The 18095-nt window shown below is 59.3% G+C and carries 17 protein-coding genes; 4 read left to right on the top strand and 13 right to left on the bottom strand.

Features of this window, described 5'->3' with window-relative positions; genetic code table 11:
* Positions 1 to 368: 368 nt before the first annotated feature.
* Complete coding sequence (gene fdhF, locus ACJBF3_RS24470) at positions 369 to 2516, bottom strand: formate dehydrogenase subunit alpha (protein ID WP_080472997.1); 2148 nt, start codon at positions 2514 to 2516, stop codon at positions 369 to 371.
* A gap of 256 nt (positions 2517 to 2772) precedes the next feature.
* Here fdhF and ACJBF3_RS24465 point away from each other — a divergent pair, with 256 nt between their 5' ends.
* Positions 2773 to 3504 carry a response regulator gene (locus ACJBF3_RS24465; RefSeq protein WP_045328749.1) on the top strand — a complete coding sequence of 244 codons (732 nt, stop codon included), beginning with the start codon at positions 2773 to 2775 and terminating at the stop codon, positions 3502 to 3504.
* A gap of 3 nt (positions 3505 to 3507) precedes the next feature.
* Here ACJBF3_RS24465 and lpxO read toward each other — a convergent pair whose 3' ends face one another.
* The 7 genes from lpxO to ACJBF3_RS24430 form a co-directional block, all read right to left on the bottom strand.
* Positions 3508 to 4416, bottom strand: a complete 909-nt coding sequence (gene lpxO / locus ACJBF3_RS24460) for a lipid A hydroxylase LpxO (RefSeq protein WP_045328748.1) — start codon at positions 4414 to 4416, stop codon at positions 3508 to 3510.
* 143 nt (positions 4417 to 4559) lie between these two features.
* On the bottom strand, positions 4560 to 5567 hold the full coding sequence (locus ACJBF3_RS24455; RefSeq protein ID WP_088475263.1) for a carbohydrate kinase family protein: 1008 nt from the start codon (positions 5565 to 5567) through the stop codon (positions 4560 to 4562).
* A complete protein-coding gene (locus tag ACJBF3_RS24450) occupies positions 5564 to 6424 on the bottom strand; it encodes a ketose 1,6-bisphosphate aldolase (RefSeq protein ID WP_045328744.1) in 861 nt (286 codons plus the stop codon). Before ACJBF3_RS24450 ends, ACJBF3_RS24455 begins: the two co-directional genes overlap by 4 nt.
* A gap of 10 nt (positions 6425 to 6434) precedes the next feature.
* The gene (locus ACJBF3_RS24445; RefSeq protein WP_045328742.1) at positions 6435 to 7121 is read right to left on the bottom strand and encodes a D-lyxose/D-mannose family sugar isomerase; all 687 of its coding nucleotides are present in this window, start codon (positions 7119 to 7121) and stop codon (positions 6435 to 6437) included.
* Between the two features lie 112 nt (positions 7122 to 7233).
* Positions 7234 to 8175, bottom strand: coding sequence for an ABC transporter substrate-binding protein (locus ACJBF3_RS24440; RefSeq protein WP_045328740.1), 942 nt, complete (start codon positions 8173 to 8175; stop codon positions 7234 to 7236).
* 32 nt (positions 8176 to 8207) lie between these two features.
* A complete protein-coding gene (locus tag ACJBF3_RS24435; protein WP_032644731.1) occupies positions 8208 to 9203 on the bottom strand; it encodes an ABC transporter permease subunit in 996 nt (331 codons plus the stop codon).
* Between the two features lie 2 nt (positions 9204 to 9205).
* The gene (locus ACJBF3_RS24430) at positions 9206 to 10720 is read right to left on the bottom strand and encodes a sugar ABC transporter ATP-binding protein (protein ID WP_045328738.1); all 1515 of its coding nucleotides are present in this window, start codon (positions 10718 to 10720) and stop codon (positions 9206 to 9208) included.
* 226 nt (positions 10721 to 10946) lie between these two features.
* On the opposite strand from ACJBF3_RS24430, the gene ACJBF3_RS24425 reads away from it, so the two are divergent.
* The 3 genes from ACJBF3_RS24425 (at position 10947) to yjdP (ending at position 14371) form a co-directional block, all read left to right on the top strand.
* Positions 10947 to 13223 (top strand): ATP-binding protein, encoded by a 2277-nt coding sequence (locus ACJBF3_RS24425; protein WP_045328736.1) that lies wholly within the window; start codon positions 10947 to 10949, stop codon positions 13221 to 13223.
* 122 nt (positions 13224 to 13345) lie between these two features.
* Positions 13346 to 13972: a GNAT family N-acetyltransferase gene (locus ACJBF3_RS24420; protein ID WP_045328962.1), complete on the top strand. Its 627-nt coding sequence runs from the start codon at positions 13346 to 13348 to the stop codon at positions 13970 to 13972.
* A gap of 75 nt (positions 13973 to 14047) precedes the next feature.
* Positions 14048 to 14371 (top strand): DDRRRQL repeat protein YjdP, encoded by a 324-nt coding sequence (gene yjdP / locus ACJBF3_RS24415; protein WP_045328734.1) that lies wholly within the window; start codon positions 14048 to 14050, stop codon positions 14369 to 14371.
* 82 nt (positions 14372 to 14453) lie between these two features.
* On the opposite strand, the gene phnP is transcribed toward yjdP, so the two are convergent.
* From phnP to phnL, 5 genes are read right to left on the bottom strand one after another with little or no spacing between them, the layout of a single operon-like run.
* Positions 14454 to 15212, bottom strand: coding sequence for a phosphonate metabolism protein PhnP (phnP, locus tag ACJBF3_RS24410; protein WP_045328732.1), 759 nt, complete (start codon positions 15210 to 15212; stop codon positions 14454 to 14456).
* 9 nt (positions 15213 to 15221) lie between these two features.
* Positions 15222 to 15656: an aminoalkylphosphonate N-acetyltransferase gene (phnO, locus tag ACJBF3_RS24405; RefSeq protein ID WP_045328730.1), complete on the bottom strand. Its 435-nt coding sequence runs from the start codon at positions 15654 to 15656 to the stop codon at positions 15222 to 15224.
* A complete protein-coding gene (gene phnN / locus ACJBF3_RS24400) occupies positions 15649 to 16200 on the bottom strand; it encodes a ribose 1,5-bisphosphokinase (RefSeq protein WP_088475264.1) in 552 nt (183 codons plus the stop codon). The genes phnO and phnN overlap by 8 nt, the downstream gene beginning before the upstream one ends.
* Entirely contained in the window at positions 16197 to 17333 is a 1137-nt protein-coding gene (gene phnM / locus ACJBF3_RS24395) for an alpha-D-ribose 1-methylphosphonate 5-triphosphate diphosphatase (protein WP_045328726.1), read from the bottom strand. Before phnM ends, phnN begins: the two co-directional genes overlap by 4 nt.
* Positions 17330 to 18010: a phosphonate C-P lyase system protein PhnL gene (phnL, locus tag ACJBF3_RS24390; protein WP_045328724.1), complete on the bottom strand. Its 681-nt coding sequence runs from the start codon at positions 18008 to 18010 to the stop codon at positions 17330 to 17332. The genes phnM and phnL overlap by 4 nt, the downstream gene beginning before the upstream one ends.
* Positions 18011 to 18095 lie beyond the last annotated feature (85 nt).

Here is an 18095-nt window from a genome sequence, read left to right as displayed (position 1 = left end):
CCATCATCAGTTGTGAAGTAGTGATTCACGACTTCAAGGCGCTTTTCGAAGGGGTATTTTGGCTTTGACATATCAGGGACTATTCCATTTCATCGTCCAACAAAATGGGTGCAGTACAGGTAAATGAAAATTTCCCGGGGCTTCCTACTTTCTGTCCCTCAACAATGCTCAAGACAGAAAGTCTTAAGCACCCGCCGCACATCTTATCTCTCTGAATTAAAATGCAAAGATGTAATTCTATTCTGCGTAAATTACATTATTTTTGCGAGCCGCTTTCCAGAATAATAATTGATATTATTGATGAGCTAATCGGAAATAAAAAGGGAGTGAATAGTTCACTCCCTTTTTTCATCGATGAATTAACGGCTTCAGCCCATTGCGCTTTCGCGCAGGCGGGCTTTTAGCTTGTTATATTCGTCGATCACATACTGTTCCGCCGCGTGCTGATCCGCAATCGGCTCGACGTTTACGGCGCAGTATTTATACTCCGGCGTTTTGGTTATCGGGCTTAAGTTCTCCGTCACCAGCTCGTTGCAGGCGCCAATCCACCACTGGTAGGTCATATAGACCGCCCCTTTGTTTGGACGATCGCTGACCTGCGCGCGGGTAATGATTCGCCCTTTGCGCGAGTTCACCCACACCAGCGCTTCATCCTCAATACCGAGGCGCTCCGCGTCGGCGGTGTTGATCTGCGCGTAACCCGGCTCGTCAGCCAGCGCGGCGAGCGCGGCGCAGTTACCGGTCATCGAACGGCAGGAGTAGTGGCCCACTTCACGCACGGTAGAGAGCACCATCGGATACTCGTCGGTGAGTTTATCGATGGGGGCGACCCAGTCGCAGGTGAAGAACTGCGCCAGCCCGTTCGGGGTGTCGAACTTCTCCTTAAAGAGATAGGACGTCCCTTGATCGGCCTCCGACTCATCGCGACATGGCCACTGGATGTACCCCAGTTCACCCATTTTTTCATAGGTGGCGCCGTAGAAGTCCGGACACAGACTGCGCAACTCGTCCCAGATCTCCTGGGTGTTGTTGTAGTGCATCGGATAACCCATGCGGGTGGCGATTTCGCTGATGATTTGCCAGTCGGTTTTCAGATCCCACTTCGGTTCGACCGCTTTGAAGAAGCGCTGGAAGCCGCGGTCCGCCGCCGTGTAGACGCCTTCATGCTCGCCCCAGGAGGTCGACGGTAAAATCACGTCCGCCGCCGCCGCGGTTTTGGTCATGAAGATATCCTGGACAATCACCAGCTCCAGATCCTCAAACCCTTTACGCACCGCAGAGAGCTCGGCGTCGGTCTGGAGCGGATCTTCACCCATGATGTAGGCCGCACGCACTTCGCCATGCGCCGCGCGGTGCGGCAGCTCGCTGATGCGGTACCCGGTGTGTTCCGGCAGGCTTTCCACGCCCCAGGCCTTCGCGAATTTGGCGCGGTTCTCCGGGAACTTCACGTACTGATAGCCCGGATAGGTATCCGGCAGCGCGCCCATATCGCACGCGCCCTGGACGTTATTCTGACCGCGCACCGGGTTCACGCCAGCGTGCGCCTTGCCGAGGTTACCGGTCAGCATGGCGAGGCTGGTCAGGGAGCGTACGGTTTCCACGCCCTGGTAGAACTGGGTCACGCCCATGCCCCAGAGAATGGCGGCGGTTTTCGCCCCGGCGTACATCCGTGCGGCCTGGCGGATCGCCTGCGCGCTAACGCCGGTTATTGCTTCAACCGACTCCGGCGTGTAGCCTTCGACAATCTTCCGATACTCTTCAAAACCTTCCGTGTGGCTGGCGACAAACGCCTGGTCGTAGAGGTTCTCCTCAATAATGACGTGTCCCATTGCGTTTAACAGCGCGATGTTCGAGCCGTTTTTCAATGCAATGTGCATATCCGCAATGCGCGCGGTTTCAATTTTACGCGGATCGCAGACGATAATTTTCGCCCCGTTCTGCTTAGCGCGAATAACGTGGTTCGCGACGATAGGGTGAGAATCCGCCGGGTTATACCCAAAGATAAAGACGAGATCGGTATTATCTATCTCGTTGATGGCATTACTCATTGCGCCGTTACCGACCGACTGGTGCAGACCTGCAACCGATGGGCCGTGTCAGACGCGAGCGCAGCAGTCGACGTTATTGGTTCCAATAACGGCGCGCGCGAATTTTTGCATCACATAGTTGGTTTCATTCCCTGTTCCGCGTGAGGAACCGGTGGTCTGAATCGCATCCGGACCGTACTTGGCCTTGATGGCGCTAAGGCGCGTGGCGACATAATCCAGCGCCTCGTTCCAGGAGACGGATTCCAGCTTGCCGCCGCGTTCGCGACGGATCATAGGGCTTTTCAGGCGCGGGGTGAGGATTTGGGTATCGTTAATAAAATCCCAGCCGTAGTAACCTTTCAGGCACAGCGTGCCCTGGTTGGTTTTCCCCTGCGCGGCCTCTGCCCGGACGATTTTGCCGTTATCGACCACCAGGTGGATCTTGCAACCTGAGGCACAATAAGGGCAAACCGTGACGACTTTCTTCATCAGTCTGCTCCAGTTAATCGAATCATTCGCACCCACTATGCAGCTTCTATGCCATGTTTTTTGTATGGCTATTCCCTGACTTTACGGTCCCTTCGCGGTAAAAACTCTGACAAAAAACAGCCCATCGTCAAAATTGACGTGTCGACAGTGCAGCGGATGTGACATGGGTTGAATTTCCGTCACTGAAAAAACCCTTTAACTGGAGCCGACGGCAGAATGGTTCAGACTTAACATAATCCCCTGACGGAAGCATATGATGAAACCGGCGATTCTGGTGGTTGATGACGATACGGCAGTCTGCGAACTGCTTCAGGATGTGCTTAGCGAGCACGTCTTTAGCGTGCGTGTCTGCCATAACGGCCAGGATGCGCTGCGCCGGGTACAGGAGGAGCCGAATATCGCGCTTGTTCTGCTGGATATGATGCTGCCGGATATCAACGGCCTGCAGGTTCTGCTGCAGCTCCAAAAGCAGCGCCCGATGCTGCCGGTAATCATGTTAACCGGGCTGGGCAGTGAGTCAGACGTGGTGGTGGGGCTGGAGATGGGGGCCGACGACTATATTGGCAAGCCGTTCAACCCGCGCGTGGTGGTCGCCCGCGTGAAGGCGGTATTGCGCCGTACCGGCGTGCTGGCAGCCGAAGCGCCCGCGGCACCCGTGGCGGGCATCGCGTTTAACGGATGGACGCTCGATACCACCCGCTGCGAGCTGAGCGATCCGCAGCGTAATCCCGTGCCCTTAACCCAGGGCGAGTACGGCCTGCTGCTGGCGCTTACGCAAAATGCCCGCAGGGTGTTGAGCCGTGACCGGCTGCTTGAGCTGACCCACAGCGAAAGCGCTGACGTGTTCGACCGCACTATTGACGTGTTGATCATGCGCCTGCGCCGGAAGATCGAGGCCAATCCGCATCAGCCTGCGCTCATTAAAACCATCCGCGGACTGGGGTATGTATTTGCCACCGATGTTAGCCGCCCCGAACAGGCGGCATAAGGTTTACGTTATTGCCGGAACAAGAAGGGCGGCAAAAATGGCGCTGATGCACAGGTACTTGAGGGCGTAATAGGCTTTACGATTGCGTTTTTTAAGACGTTGCCCGCGTTCGCGGCCCGCATGAACATATTTAAAAATGCGGTTAATGCCGCCGGTGCGGTCATTATCGTCATTCGGTGAGCTGGCCGCAGACATCAGCGTGGTGCCCACCCAATGGTTAACCGCCTGCGCCCAGCGCCACTTCATCGGACGCTCGATATCGCAGAACAGAATAATGCGCGTCCGATCGGTTTTATTTTCCGCCCAGTGGACGTAGGTCTCATCAAAAATAACCGCCTCGCCATCGCGCCAGCTATGGCGCTGCTGGTCCACTTCAATAAAGCAGCGATCGTCATTCGGGGTAGATAAGCCCAGGTGATAGCGCACCGAGCCCGCGTAGGGATCGCGATGCTTGCCCAGCTTTGCCCCCGCAGGCAGTTCGGCAAACATGGCCGCCTTCACGCAAGGAATTTGACTCACCAGCCGCGTGGTCACCGGGCAAAGCGCTTGCGCAGAGGGGTGAGCGTCGGCGTACCATTTCAGATAAAAACGCTTCCAGCCGCGTTTAAAAAAGGTGTTAAAGCCAGCGTCGTTATTATTTTGCGCCGCCTTTATATGATCCTGTAAACGCACCGCCTCTTCACGAATAACCTGCCAGTTTTCCGTCAGCGTGTTTAATTCGGGGAAACGCTCTGTCTCAAAGAAAGCCTGCCTGGCGGGCAGGGAAGAGAACGCCGTCATAAACATATTGATGGGTGCCATGAACGTCGAATGGTCGAACAACTGACGAGACAGCGTCTGTTTTTCTTTGCCGCGTGAATGCGCGTAAATAACGCTAATAATGAAAATACCGATGATGATGGCTGCGAACATTTTTCCCTTGTCCTCTTTCTATCTCATTTCGGAAAAGCGTGCGGACAGAGTGCTGCCCACGCCGAATATGCCAGATGGAGAGAGTGTAGCTCGGGAATGCAAAATTCATAGAACTGTAATGAAAAATCGCAATTATTGTTAAATTAAGTGCCCTCGTGAATAAAAGCCTCCAGCTCGGCCAGCGTTTTTGCGCCGTCAATTGCATTGGCGGCCAGCAGGCTTGCCCGCGCGCAGGCGTGCGCCAGATAAATGCTTTCCGTGAGCGGCAGCGACTCATGGCAGCCGTATAAAAAGCCTGCGCAAAAGGCATCGCCCGCGCCGACGCTGCCGATGATCTCTTCCTGCTCCAGCATCCATGACGGGATCCAGCGGCCTTCTTCACCGCGTGCTTCTCCCCATGCGCCTTCCGGACAGTGGATCACCACCCGCTGGCGTACGCCGGCCGCCAGCAGCTGCGTCGCGGCTTCTGCGATATGGGCAACGTGCGGGGCGTCGTTTTCGTCACGCATCGTCAGGCCGCTAAACTCTCCGGCCTCCAGCTCGTTAATCACCAGATAGTCCAGATGGCGCAGGGTAGGGAGCACCAGGGGCTGATAGCGCGGGTCGCCCTTACGGGAAACCAGATCGAGCGAAGTTTCATACCCCAGGTCGCGCATCTGCGCCAGCAGCCGCGCGCTGCGGGTGCCGAACTCGTCATCGGGCATATCCAGGCTGTCGAGCAGCAGCAGATAGCCGAGGTGGAAGATCTTCATCGATCCGTCCAGGCGATCGAAGGCGGGAAGATCCAGCAGGCGGTTAGCCCCCGGGGAGTGGAAAAAGGTGCGCTGTCCGCTGGGGTCGGTCATCACCTGCGACATGGAGGTTGGCGCAAAGGTGGTGCGCTGTACGCGCTGGCGGTTGACGTGGTACTGGTCGAGCATCGCCAGAATGTAGTCCCCGTCGCCGTCTTCGCCAATCAGCCCTACCGCCTGCAGCGGCAGGCCAACGTGCATTTTCGCCAGCGTCAGCAGGACGTTGAGCGGCGCGCCGCCGGTTGAGCGTTCGCTGTGTGTGATTTCCGCCAGCCAGCCGCGCTCCGGCCACTGCACGATCTGGTGGACGTGGTCCACCAGCATATTGCCTGCGGCGATGATGCCTTTACGTTCCATTATGCCTGCCCCGCGCTGCCGAAGATGCGCATCTGTTCGGCGACCGTATCCGTAATTGCCTCTTCTATCCCCAGCAGCAGCTCGGCAAACTCATCGTAGAGCGGCTGGCGTTTTGCCATCCGCTGCTCCACGGCGGCAAGCGCGGCCTGCGACATCCCGGTATAGAAATTGATTTTATGAATGCCCAGCTCGATGGCGCGGCGGAAGTCGGCATCGCTAATCCCGGAGCCGCCGTGTAAAACCAGCGGCAGGCCCGTCTGCTGACGAATGGCGTCCAGGCGGGGAAAATCGAGCTTCGGCTCGCCCCGGTATTTGCCGTGCGCGTTACCGATGGCCACCGCCAGCGCGTCAATACCGGTTGAATCGACAAATTCGCGCGCCAGCTGGGGGTCGGTAAAGCAGGCTTCATCCGCATGGCCGTAAAGCGCGCCGCCTTCATCGCCTCCGACCGCGCCCAGCTCCGCCTCCACCGACACGCCCACCGCGTGGCACATCTTCACCACCTCCCGCGTCTGGCGAATGTTCTCCTCATAGCTCAGCGTCGAGCCGTCGAACATCACGGAGCTGAACCCCAGGCGCAGGGCGCGCACCACGGCGTCAAAATGCAGGCCGTGGTCGAGGTTGAGCACCATGGGAATATCGTGACGGGCGGCCTCGAACTTGACCGCTTCGACAAGCGAATCCAGGGACACGTACTTAAAATGCACTTCGGCGATGTTGATGATAAACGGCGAGCGCTCCTGCTTTGCGGCGGCGAACAGCGCGCGCAGAAAGTGGGAATCAAGGACGTTAAACGCGCCCAGCGCATAGCGGTGCTGCCTGGCGTGTGCCAGACCGTCGGCAAGAGAAATCAATGGCATCATTCACCCCTTAAATCCGAAACAGGTTGTACTCGTTGCACAGCACCAGCAGCGCCGGTTCGTCCTCTTCGATGTTGTTATAGCGGGCAACGGGCTGCAAAAAGTGGTTGTCGTGCTCATCGTCATTCACCGAGGACACTTCCCCGACCAGCACGTCGCCGAAGCCGCGTTCGCCCCAGAAACTGTGGTAAAGACAGGGCGTCAGGCAGATGCTTTCCCCGGGCAGCAGGCGCAGCTGGCTGCCGGGCGCGTGAGTCTGACGGCAGCCGTCGACGGTAACCGTCACGTCGGTGTTTTCCGTCTCTTCATGCGCCCCGGCATTCCATAATTCCACGATCAGGTTCCCGCCGCCCCGGTTGATGATGTCTTCCCGCTTGCGCCAGTGAAAATGCATCGGCGTGACCTGGCCCTCTCGGACGTGCATGATTTTTTCGGCATAGCCTTTCTCATACGGCACGCCGTTGGGCGAGCCGTTGCGCAGGGTAAACAGCGTCAGCCCCTCAGCGGCAAAATTATTGCCGCCGAACGCCGTCACGTCCCAGCCGAGCTTGAGGTCGAACACTTCCTGCCATGCGGCCTGGTCAAGCTGCTGCCATTTCGTTGGCGGAAAGCTGGCAAAGGGCGGGAGATGCACGTCGTGCATGGAAAAAAACTGCCGCGTGTGGCCGAGGATTTCATTGATGTCGGAGCGTTTCATGGGGACTCCTTCGATTAGGTGCAAAACGTACCCCACACCCACCCCCTCCCCCCCGCGGGGAGAGGTAACTTGACCACCCTCTCCCCTTTGGGGAGAGGGTAGGGTGAGGGGGTTACTTAACCGTCCACCCCTTATACGTGCCGACGTTCTTTTTATCGATCATCGTCACCGGGATCAGCACTGGTTCTTTCGGCGCCGGTTTGCCCTGGAGAATGTCATAGCCGATCTCCACCGCCTTCGCCGCCATCACCTGCGGATCCTGCGCCGGGGTCGCCACAAACAGCGAGTTTTCGCGCTTCAGCGCTTCCTCACCGTCCGGGCTGCCATCCACGCCAACGATAAAGAACTCGTTGCGCTGCGCCTGTTTCGCCGCCAGATCGGCGCCGATCGCGGTCGGATCGTTAATCGCAAACACGCCGTCGATCTTCGGATTGGCTGCCAGCAGGGAGGTCATGACTTCCAGACCGCCTTCACGGCTGCCCTTGGCGTTTTGGTTATCCGAGAGCACCTTGATATCCGGGTGTTTTTTAAATTCCGTCTGGCAACCTTCCACGCGGTTCTGCACCGCAGAGACCGGCGGTCCGTTGATGATCACCACGTTGCCTTTGCCTTTCAGGCGATCGGTAATGTACTTACAGGCCATTTCGCCCGCCTGGGTGTTGTTGGAGGTAATGGTGGCATCAGCCCCTTCCGCCGCGACGTCAACCGCCACGACCACGATCCCGGCCTCCTTCGCGTGCTTCACCGCCGGGCCGATCCCTTTGGAGTCCGCGGCGTTGAGGATAATCATGTCCACTTTCGCGGCGATGAAGTTGTCGATCTGCGCCACCTGCTGGCCCAGATCGTAACCGCTGGAGACCAGCGTCACCTTGACGTTATCCCCCGCCAGCTTGCGCGCTTCCAGCTCGGCACCTTTGGTGATCTGCACGAAGAACGGGTTAGCCAGGTCGCCCACCGTCACGCCGATGGCCTTCAGATCTTTAGCCTGCGCAAACGGCGTTGCGGCAAGCAGTGCGCCAGCACAGAGCGCGGTTACTAACGGTTTCAAACGCATAGTGTTTTCCTCGAAGCTGTAGGGTTTTGTTGTTATGCACTTTGATGGTGTCGGGTACGGTATTTGTCGATCAGCACCGCTATGATGATCACCGCCCCTTTGATCACCAGCTGCCAGAAGTAGGAGACGCCCATCAGCGTCATGCCGTTGTTGAGGGTGGCGATGATAAGCGCGCCGACCAGCGTGCCGGTGATCGTGCCGATCCCGCCGACGAAGCTGGTGCCGCCGAGGATCACCGCCGCAATCGCGTCCAGCTCGTAGCCCGTGCCGAGGTTGCCGTTGGCGCTGTAGAGGCGCGAGGCGCTCATCACGCCGCCGAGGCCGGATAGCAGCCCGCTCATGCCGTAGACAAACAGCAGCACCAGCCAGACCTTAATGCCCGTTAAGCGTGCCGCCTGCATGTTGCCGCCCACCGCATAGATGTGTACGCCGAGCGTGGTGCGGCGCAGGATGAACCAGCACACCGCAATCACCGCCAGGGCGATGACCACCAGCCAGGGAATCGGGCCGAGATAGTTATTGCCGATCCACTCGAAGCTGATGTTGGAGTTAATGACCGTCGTGCCGTCGGCCAGCAGGTAGGCCGCACCGCGCAGCGCCGTGTAGGTGCCGAGCGTGACGATAAAGGGCGGCAGCCCGGCAAAGGCCACCAGCGCGCCGTTAAACAGGCCCAGCACCATGCCGAGCATCAGCGCGGCCGGGATGGAGAGCATGGCGAACTCAGGAATAAGCGACACCACCATCGCCGCCACCGCCGTGGTGCCCAGAATCGAGCCGACGGAGAGGTCAATCCCGCCGGTTAAGATGATGAAGGTCATTCCCGCCGCCAGCACGATGTTGATCGACGCCTGACGGGTGATGTTGAGCAGGTTGCTCTCGGTGAAGAAGTTCGGGGCGATAAAGCCAAATACCGCCACGATCAGGATAAGAATCGGCAAAATGCCGACCGTTTGCATCAGATCGCTCATCAGCATTTTTTTTGCGGAGGCGGATTTCGCCACCTGCTGCGGACTGGTTGAATGCGTCATGGTTACACCGCCTGATGATGAGTGTCGTTGACGCCGGTTGCCAGCGTCATGATGTTTTCCTGAGAGATGTCGCGCCCGTGGAGCTCGCCCGCGATGCTCCCTTCGCGCATCACGTAGACCCGGTCGCTCATGCCCACCACTTCCGGCAGCTCGCTGGAGATCATTAAAATCGCCACCCCTTTGCGCGCCATCTGGTTCATGATGCGGTAGATCTCGCTTTTCGCCCCGACGTCCACGCCGCGCGTCGGTTCGTCGAGAATCAGAATGCGCGGGCCGATGGCGACCCAGCGGGAGATCAGCAGCTTTTGCTGGTTGCCGCCGGACAGCCCGCCCGCTCGCACCTGCGAATGCGGTACGCGGATGTTGAGCAGGGCGATGGCGTCATCGGAAATCGACTGCGCTTTTTTGCGGTTCAGCATGCCGAAGGTAGCGTCGCGCTCGAGCGTCGCCATGGTGATGTTCTCCTGCGCCGCCAGCTCCAGAAACAGCCCCTGTTCCTTGCGGTTCTCGGTGAGGAAACCGATGCCGTTCTCGATGGCGGCACGCGGGGAGTGGATCACCACCGGCTCGCCGTCGACCTCAATCATGCCGCCGGTGGCTTTGCGCACGCCGAAGATGAGCTGCGCCAGCTCGGAGCGTCCGGCTCCGACCAGGCCCGCCAGGCCGACGATTTCGCCGGAACGCACCTGCAGGCTGCACGGCTGCACCTTTTTACCGTCGGTGAGGTGGTGCACGTTGAGGCGCGGGCTGCCGAGGGGAATATCACGCTCCTTGTTGAACAGGTCGCTCAACGGGCGGCCCACCATCATGCGCACCAGCTCGGAGGCGTTGAGCTTATCGCGCGTCAGGCTGCCGACGTACTGCCCGTCGCGCAGGACGCTGACGCGGTCAGAGAGTTCATACACTTCCGCCATGCGGTGGCTGATGTAAATAATCGCCATCCCTTCATCGCGCAGGCGCAAAATCAGTTCAAACAGGCGGTGCGTTTCCCGCGAGGAGAGGGCGGCGGTGGGTTCATCCATCACCAGAATGCGGCTGTTGCGGTGCAGCGCGCGGGCGATTTCCACCTGCTGCTGCTCGGCGATGGTCAGCTTCATCACCAAATCGGTGGCGCTGAACTGCGCGCCGAGACGGTCGATGACCGCCTGCGCCTGGGCGGCCATCTCTTTACGCTGCACCATCCCGCCGCGCGACAGCTCGCTGCCGAGGAAGATATTCTCGGCTACGGTCAGATTGGGCGCGAGCTGCATCTCCTGATAAATCAGGGTAATGCCTGCGGCCAGCGCGTCTTTCGGCCCTTTAATGTGAAACGGCTGTCCGTCAATCAGGATCTCGCCGCCGGTGGCGGTATAGGCGCCCGCGAGGATTTTCATTAGCGTGCTTTTTCCCGCGCCGTTTTCGCCCATCAGCGCGTGGATCTCACCGGGAAAAACCGTCAAATCTACACCCTTGAGCGCGTGGAAACTGCCAAACGTTTTGGCAATGCCGCGCATCTCTAATACCGGTGTTCTGCTCATGGCGGATCTCCTGTGAATGCCGATTTCTGCACTTCATCACAGGTGCGTAAATGCAAAATGTCAGAAGCTGTTCATATTTGTCATAGTGATGAATAGCTAAGGTGGATCACATTTTACCCTCACCCCAGCCCTCTCCCTGGAAGGGAGAGGGAGCAAATCATTCCCTCGCCCCTTTGGGGAGAGGGTCAGGGTGAGGGGGCACCAAACCGCACAGGAGCCCAAACCCATGCCATCACGCCCGCCGTTCTTCGCCAGCGCCCGAGGCCGCCTGCTGATTTTTAATCTGCTGGTGGTCGCCGTAACGCTGATGGTGAGCGGCGTGGCGGTGCTTGGCTTTCGGCACGCCAGCCAGATCCAGGAGCAGGTGCAGCAGCAAACGCTGGATGACATGACCGGCAGCATGAACCTGGCGCGCGATACGGCAAACGTGGCGACGGCGGCGGTGCGGCTTTCGCAGGTCGTCGGGGCGCTGGAGTACAAAGGTGAAGCCGAGCGCCTCAAGCAGACGCAAATGGCCCTGCGCCGCTCGCTGGAACAGCTTGCGGATGCCCCGCTGGCCCAGCAGGAACCGGCCCTGGTGGCGCGGATTATTCAACGAAGCAATGAGCTTCAGCAGAGCGTGACGGAGATGCTGGAACGTGGTCAGCGGCGCCATCTGGAACGTAACGCCCTGCTGAGCGCGCTGTACCAAAGCCAGAGCTACCTGCGCCATCTGCAGGAACTCAACCGCCGCTATGGCAGCAACGTTCCGGATGCGCTGCACCTGATGGAGATGGACCGGCTGATCGCCGCCGCCATCGATACCCCTTCGCCGCGCGCGACCGTTCAGCAGCTGGACGCGGTGGCCGCAACGCTGCCCCGAAATGCTGTGCAGCCGGTCGTGAAGGGGGTCTTGCCTGATTTTAATGCTGAGTTAGGCAAGCTCGGCCCGCTGTCGAAACAGCTGGAAGAGAGCGATCTGGCGATAAGCTGGTATATGTTCCACATCAAGGCGCTGGTGGCGATCCTCAACGGTGACATTAATCAGTACGTCGAGCAGGTGGCGCAGGCTTCACGGCTGCGTACAGCGCAGAGCCATCACGAGCTACAGTCCATCAGCGTGTTTATCAGCGTCTTCGCCCTGCTGGCGCTGATTATTACCGGGTGCGCCTGCTGGTATATTTACCGCAATCTGGCCTCTAACCTGACCGCCATTTCCCGGGCGATGTCGCGCCTTGCCCACGGCGAGCAGGATGTTTCCGTTCCCGCCCTGCAGCGGCGCGATGAGCTGGGAGAGCTGGCGCGCGCGTTTAACGTTTTTGCCCGCAATACCGCCTCGCTTGAGCACACCACGCGGCTGCTGAAAGAGAAAACCACGCAGATGGAGATCGACCGCGTTGAGCGTCAGGGGCTGGAAGAGGCGCTGCTGCACAGCCAGAAAATGAAGGCGGTTGGACAGCTAACCGGCGGGCTGGCGCATGATTTTAACAACCTGCTGGCGGTGATCATCGGCAGTCTTGAGCTTACTGAACCTGAATCGAACGATGCGCCGCGCATCGCCCGGGCGCTGAAGGCGGCCGAGCGTGGCGCCTTACTGACCCAGCGCCTGCTGGCGTTTTCTCGCAAGCAATCCCTGACGCCGCATGCGGTAGAGATGCTGCCGCTGCTGGAGAACCTCCGGGAACTGCTGCGCCACTCCCTGCCCGCCACCCTGACCCTGGAGATTGAAGCGCAATCCCCTGCCTGGCCCGCCTGGATAGACGTCAGCCAGCTGGAAAACGCCATCATCAACCTGGTGATGAACGCGCGTGATGCGATGGAGGGGCAAAGCGGAGCGATCAAAATTCGCACCTGGAATCAGCGCGTCACCCGCAGCGACGGGCGCAGGCAGGATATGGTGGCGCTAGAAGTGATTGACCGCGGCAGCGGCATGTCGCAGGAGATTAAATCCCGGGTCTTTGAACCGTTCTTTACCACCAAGCAGACCGGGAGCGGGAGCGGGTTAGGGCTGTCGATGGTCTACGGCTTTGTGCGCCAGTCCGGTGGTCGCGTTGAGATTGAAAGCGCGCCGGGGCAGGGAACCACCGTCCGGCTTCATCTGCCGCGCTCGACCCTTCCCGCCGCGGCAGAGGATGAAGCGCTGTCAGCGACCGCCTCCGTCGATAGCGAGCGCCTGGTGCTGGTGCTGGAAGATGAGGCGGACGTTCGTCAGACACTGTGTGAGCAGTTGCACCAGCTTGGTTACCTGACGCTGGAAGCGGACAACGGCGAGCAGGCGCTGAGCATGCTGGCGGCGTCGCCGGATATTGGCATGTTTATCAGCGACCTGATGTTGCCGGGAAGCCTGGGCGGAGCCGAGGTGATTAACCACGTGCGCAGCCATTATCCGCAGCTTCCGGTGCTGCTCATCAGCGGCCAGGATTTACGGCCCACGCATAATCCTCAGCTGCCGGACGTTCAGCTACTGCGTAAGCCGTTTACCCGCGCGCAGCTGGCGCAGGCGCTGCGGAAAATATGTTTTTAAATGACCCCTGTTTAGGATTTCATCAAGAGCATCGTTGTCGCCGGTGATGTTAATCTGCGCAAAATTTAGCAGATTGGGATATAAAAGGAATTATGCCGGTACTCACAAAGGGGGACTCACAAATGATCGTGATGCCTACAACATACAGCCCGAGCACAATTGCCAGGTCGTTTAAACTCGTTGATGAGTTTGAGCTTTCCGGGCGAGTGCTACATGTTATTTTTGATAGCCAGACGCCAAGAGCTGCGATTATTGAAGCGGATATCGAAACCTTCGATGGGGTGCCCCGGCATCGGGTTGTTGCTGCCCTGGATTTACAACGTAAAACGCATTTGGGTGAAGATATCATTGCCGTCGAGCGCTGTTGGGAAGATGCCAATGTTATTCAGGTAGAAGGTGTCTGTGTAGATCCCGCCGAGCGTGACAAGGGACTGGCAACTCGCCTGTATGAAGCCCTGGTATTACAGTGTGGCGTGACGCTTGTCAGCGACTTTGAACAGTATGAGGGTGGGAAGATGCTCTGGCAGAAAATTGCCCGCGAGTCTGACCAAATCGCTGTATTTGTTCTCGATACCGAGCAGGGCGCATTTTGGCCGTATGATGGTAGCAAGGTTATCTATGACGGAGGGTGTATCCCCGAAGATCGTATCTGGAGCCATTCGCCGGATCAAAAATGCTACGGCATCGTTCTGGTCGCAGAAAATAAACAGCGTACGAATCAACTGATGGAAGTCCCTGGACACAACTGAATTTGAGATTCCTCCGCTACCCCCGTTTCCTGCTGTTCATTATCGTAAGGCCAGTTCACCTGCGAGTCTGGCCTTATGAAACGTTACTCAACTGCTCTGTTATTTGGTCTGCTGTCACTCACCAGCCAGCTGGCTCATGCCGATATTGTTGATGATGCTATTGGCAACATTCAGCAGGCGATCAACGATGCCTATAACCCAAACAGCAGCCGCAGCAATGACGATGACGATCGTTACGATCGCAGCCGTCAGATCGACAGTCGCCAGTACGACGATCGTCGCCGGCAGCTTGAAGACAGACGCCGCCGTTTAGACGAGCGTCAGCGTCAGCTGGATGACGACAGGCGTCGGTTAGAAGAAGATGAGCGGCGGTTAGAAGACGATTACGATCGCGGATAATGCCCGGTGGCGCTTCGCTTACGCGGGCCTACAAAACCGCGGACCGTAGGCCGGGTAAGGCGCAGCCGCCACCCGGCAAAATCTAATCCAGCACCAGTATCATCCCGTCATACCCCGCCTCAATGCCGTCCGGCAGCGGGTTATCCATCATCCACACGTCAAACTGGTGGCTGATGTGCGTCAGGATCACCTGCGGGCAGCCAATCACCTCGTTCAGCGCAATCACGGTATTTAAGTCGCTATGGTTTCGCGGCGTCTCGTCGCGCGGTTCATGGCTGCAGTCGATGATCATCGACTGCGGCTGATTGTTGAGCAGAAACTTCGCCGTTTTTTCCGGCAGCCCGGCGGTGTCGGAAAGCCATGCCACGCGGCTGTGGGCCGACTCCAGCAAATACCCAAAGGTCAGCTTCGAATGGTTGAGCGGCAGCGGCGTGACCCGCAGGCCCTGAAGTTCAAACATCACAAACGGCTCGACCGTGTGGCTGAAATCCAGAATCCCCGGATGTTTAAACAGGTCGTCACAGCCCGCTTCGTCCGGCGGGCCGTAAACCGGGATCGTCGCGCCAACGCCCCAGCGCAGGGGGAACAGCCCCTGGACGTGATCCATATGGTAATGGGTCAGCAAAAACTGCTGGAAGCTGCCTGCGGGCCAGTCGTCCATCAGGTGCGGAATGCCCGCATCCAGCAGGGTGACGGCATCGTTGAATTTGACCACCGCGCTACAGGGGCGACGGCGATAGCTGTCCTGCAGGCGCGCCCGGCGGCATGCCGCGCAGTCGCAGCCAAAGACCGGCACCAGCTGGGCGCCACCCGTTCCCGTCAACGTGATTGTCAGACTCATAACGCACCTCTACAGCGGCCTGGTGAATCGAAAATGGCTCTGCGTATAGCCTTCGCGAACGTAAAAACGGTGCGCATCCACGCGCTTCACGCTGGTGGACAGTTCGGTCAGCTCCGCGCCGGCCTGTCGCGCGACGTCCTCCGCCCAGGCCAGCAGCTGGCTTCCCACCTTTAACCCGCGCGCCTGCGGCATCACTACCAGCTCCTGGATCTCGCCGATCCAGCGCGCGTGATGGAGGTGAAACTGCATGTGCAGGCCGATCATGCCGATGGCTTCCCCGTCCAGCTCGGCAAGCTGGTAGTGCATGTTGCGATCCTGCAAATTGGCAAGATAGCCTGCGTGAAACGCCTGGCGATCGAACTCGGCCTGCTTTAATTCGCAGATTAACGCGTAAACGATTTGCGCATCGTCCGCGGTGGCGGGGCGAAGCGTACAGTCAGGCATGCTGGTTCTCCTTCTGACGAATAAGCGATAAAAAAGTATCGACTGACTGTAGCAAACTTCCGTCGTTGTTGAGGATGTGACAGTCGGACGGAGCATAGCGGGCCGCGCGCGCAAGCCGCTGGTCGATCTCGCGGGCGGATTCACGCCCCCGGCTCTGCAACCGGCTGCGCAGGACGTCCGGCGAAACCTGCAGACAGACCGGCAGAAGGGACGCGCCATAGCGGGCGCGCGCCTGCGGAAGATGCGCCCGCGAGCCGTTGACCAGCACGTCGAACCCCGCATGCAGCCACAGGTCGGTCTCAATCCCGATCCCATAGTAGTAGCCGTTGGCGTGCCAGCTCAGCGCCAGCAGGTTTTGCCCGGCGCGGATGAAAAACTCCTGCTCGCTCAGGGCGATATGGTTTTCACTCCCTGCGTTGGCCGCGCGGGTGATGTAGCGGTGCGCCACCAGCAGCTGGGGATGTTCCCGCTGCCGTAAGGCAGACAGCAGGCTGTCCTTACCGGAGCCGGAGGGCCCCATTAACCAGACGAGTCTTCCCATCAGAACACCCTTTTTCCCTGACGCCAGACGTGGTCGATATGGATGTGCTCCCCCTTGCGGTGGGCCAGCACCAGATCCGCGCGTTTCCCCTCGGCGATTTCCCCGCGATCGTGAAGATTAAGCGCCGAGGCCGGGTTTTTCGTCACCAGCCGAATCGCCTGCGGCAGCGTAAAGCTGTTGTCCTCGTTGTCGGCCACCCGGAACGCCGCATCCAGCAGGCTGGCGGGGTAGTAGTCGGACGAGAGGATATCCAGCAGGCCGAGGGAAGCAAGCCTGCTCGCCGCCACGTTGCCGGAGTGCGATCCGCCGCGCACGATGTTCGGCGCGCCCATCAGCACGCTCATGCCGTGTTTGCGCGAGGCCTCGGCCGCTTCGAACGTGGTGGGAAATTCAGCGATCGCGATGCCGAGCTGGTGGGATTCGCGCACGTGATCGTGCGTGGCGTCGTCATGGCTGGCCAGCGCGATATTGCGGTCCCGGCAGATCGCGGCAATCTTAAGGCGATTGGGCTGCGACCACTGGGCCGCCAGCGCCAGCTGCTCTTCTTCGTAACGGGCCATCTCCGCATCGCTGAGGGAATATTTGCCCTGATAGTATTCGCGGTACTTTGCAATATTGGCGAACTGGCGCTGCCCCGGCGAGTGGTCCATCAGTGAGACCAGCGAGACCGGCTCGCGCCCAACCAGCTTTTCAAACAGCGGCAGCGTAGTGTGGTGCGGCAGCTCGCAGCGCAGGTGAAGACGGTGCTCGGCGCGGTTGAGGCCGCGCTTTTGCGTCTCCTCCACGGCGTTGATCATTTTTTCCAGATTCTCCAGGCGATCGCCGCCGTCGCGAACGTCGCCAATGGCCACCGCGTCCAGCACGGTGGTAATGCCGCTGGCGACCATCAGCGCGTCGTGGCTGCTCATCGCCGAATGGGCGGGCCAGTCCACCTTCGGGCGAGGGGTGAAAAATTTGTCCAGGTTATCGGTATGCAGCTCGATCAGCCCCGGCAGCAGCCAGCCGCCTTCACCGTCCATCGCCTCGGGCGCGCGGCTTTGGGTTTCGGCAAACGCGCGGATGACGCCGTCCTGGATCTCAATCGACCCGCCAACGACCTCGTTTTCCAGCACCAGCCTGACGTTATTGATAATCATACGGTTGTCCCCATTGGGTGCAGTCTGTCCGCTATGCGGGTGCGAACGGCATCGTCGTGGAAGATCCCGACGATCGCCGCCCCACGCGCTTTGGCCTGCTCGATCAGTTCCACCACGGCCGCGCTGTTTTTACCGTCGAGCGAGGCGGTAGGTTCATCCAGAAGTAAAATCGGGTAGTCGACGATAAAGCCGCGGGCGATGTTGACGCGCTGCTGCTCGCCGCCGGAAAAGGTCGACGGGGCCAGGTGCCACAGGCGCTCGGGCACGTTGAGGCGCGTCAGCAGGCTGGCGGCTTTGGCGGCGCAGGCTTCGCGCGGCACGCCGAGATCCAGCAACGGCTGCATCACCACGTCCAGGGCGGAGATCCGGGGAATCACCCGCAGAAACTGGCTTACCCAGCCGATCGTCGAGCGGCGCACCTCGAGCACCTTACGGGCGGGAGCCTGCACCAGATCGACCCATTCATCATTGTGGCGAATACGAATATGGCCTTCGTCCGGCAGATAGTTGGCGTACAGGGAGCGCAGCAGGGTCGATTTTCCGCTGCCGGAATGGCCGTGCAGCACAACGCATTCGCCTTTGCCGACCTCCAGAGAGGCGTTTTGCAGGACCGGCAGGCGCACGCCGTTTTGCTGGTGGAGCACGAAGGTTTTACTGACGTTTTGTACGTGGATCATGTTGGCCTCGTGGCGTTTTCTTGCCGGGTGGCGGCTTCGCCTTACCCGGCCTACAGGTGCGGTGCTCTTTTTGCCGGGTGGCGGC

This window comes from Enterobacter sp. PP-008-ECC_S150 (assembly GCF_045257065.1).
GTDB lineage: Bacteria > Pseudomonadota > Gammaproteobacteria > Enterobacterales > Enterobacteriaceae > Enterobacter > Enterobacter chengduensis.
This window is presented reverse-complemented; position numbering and strand designations above follow the sequence as displayed.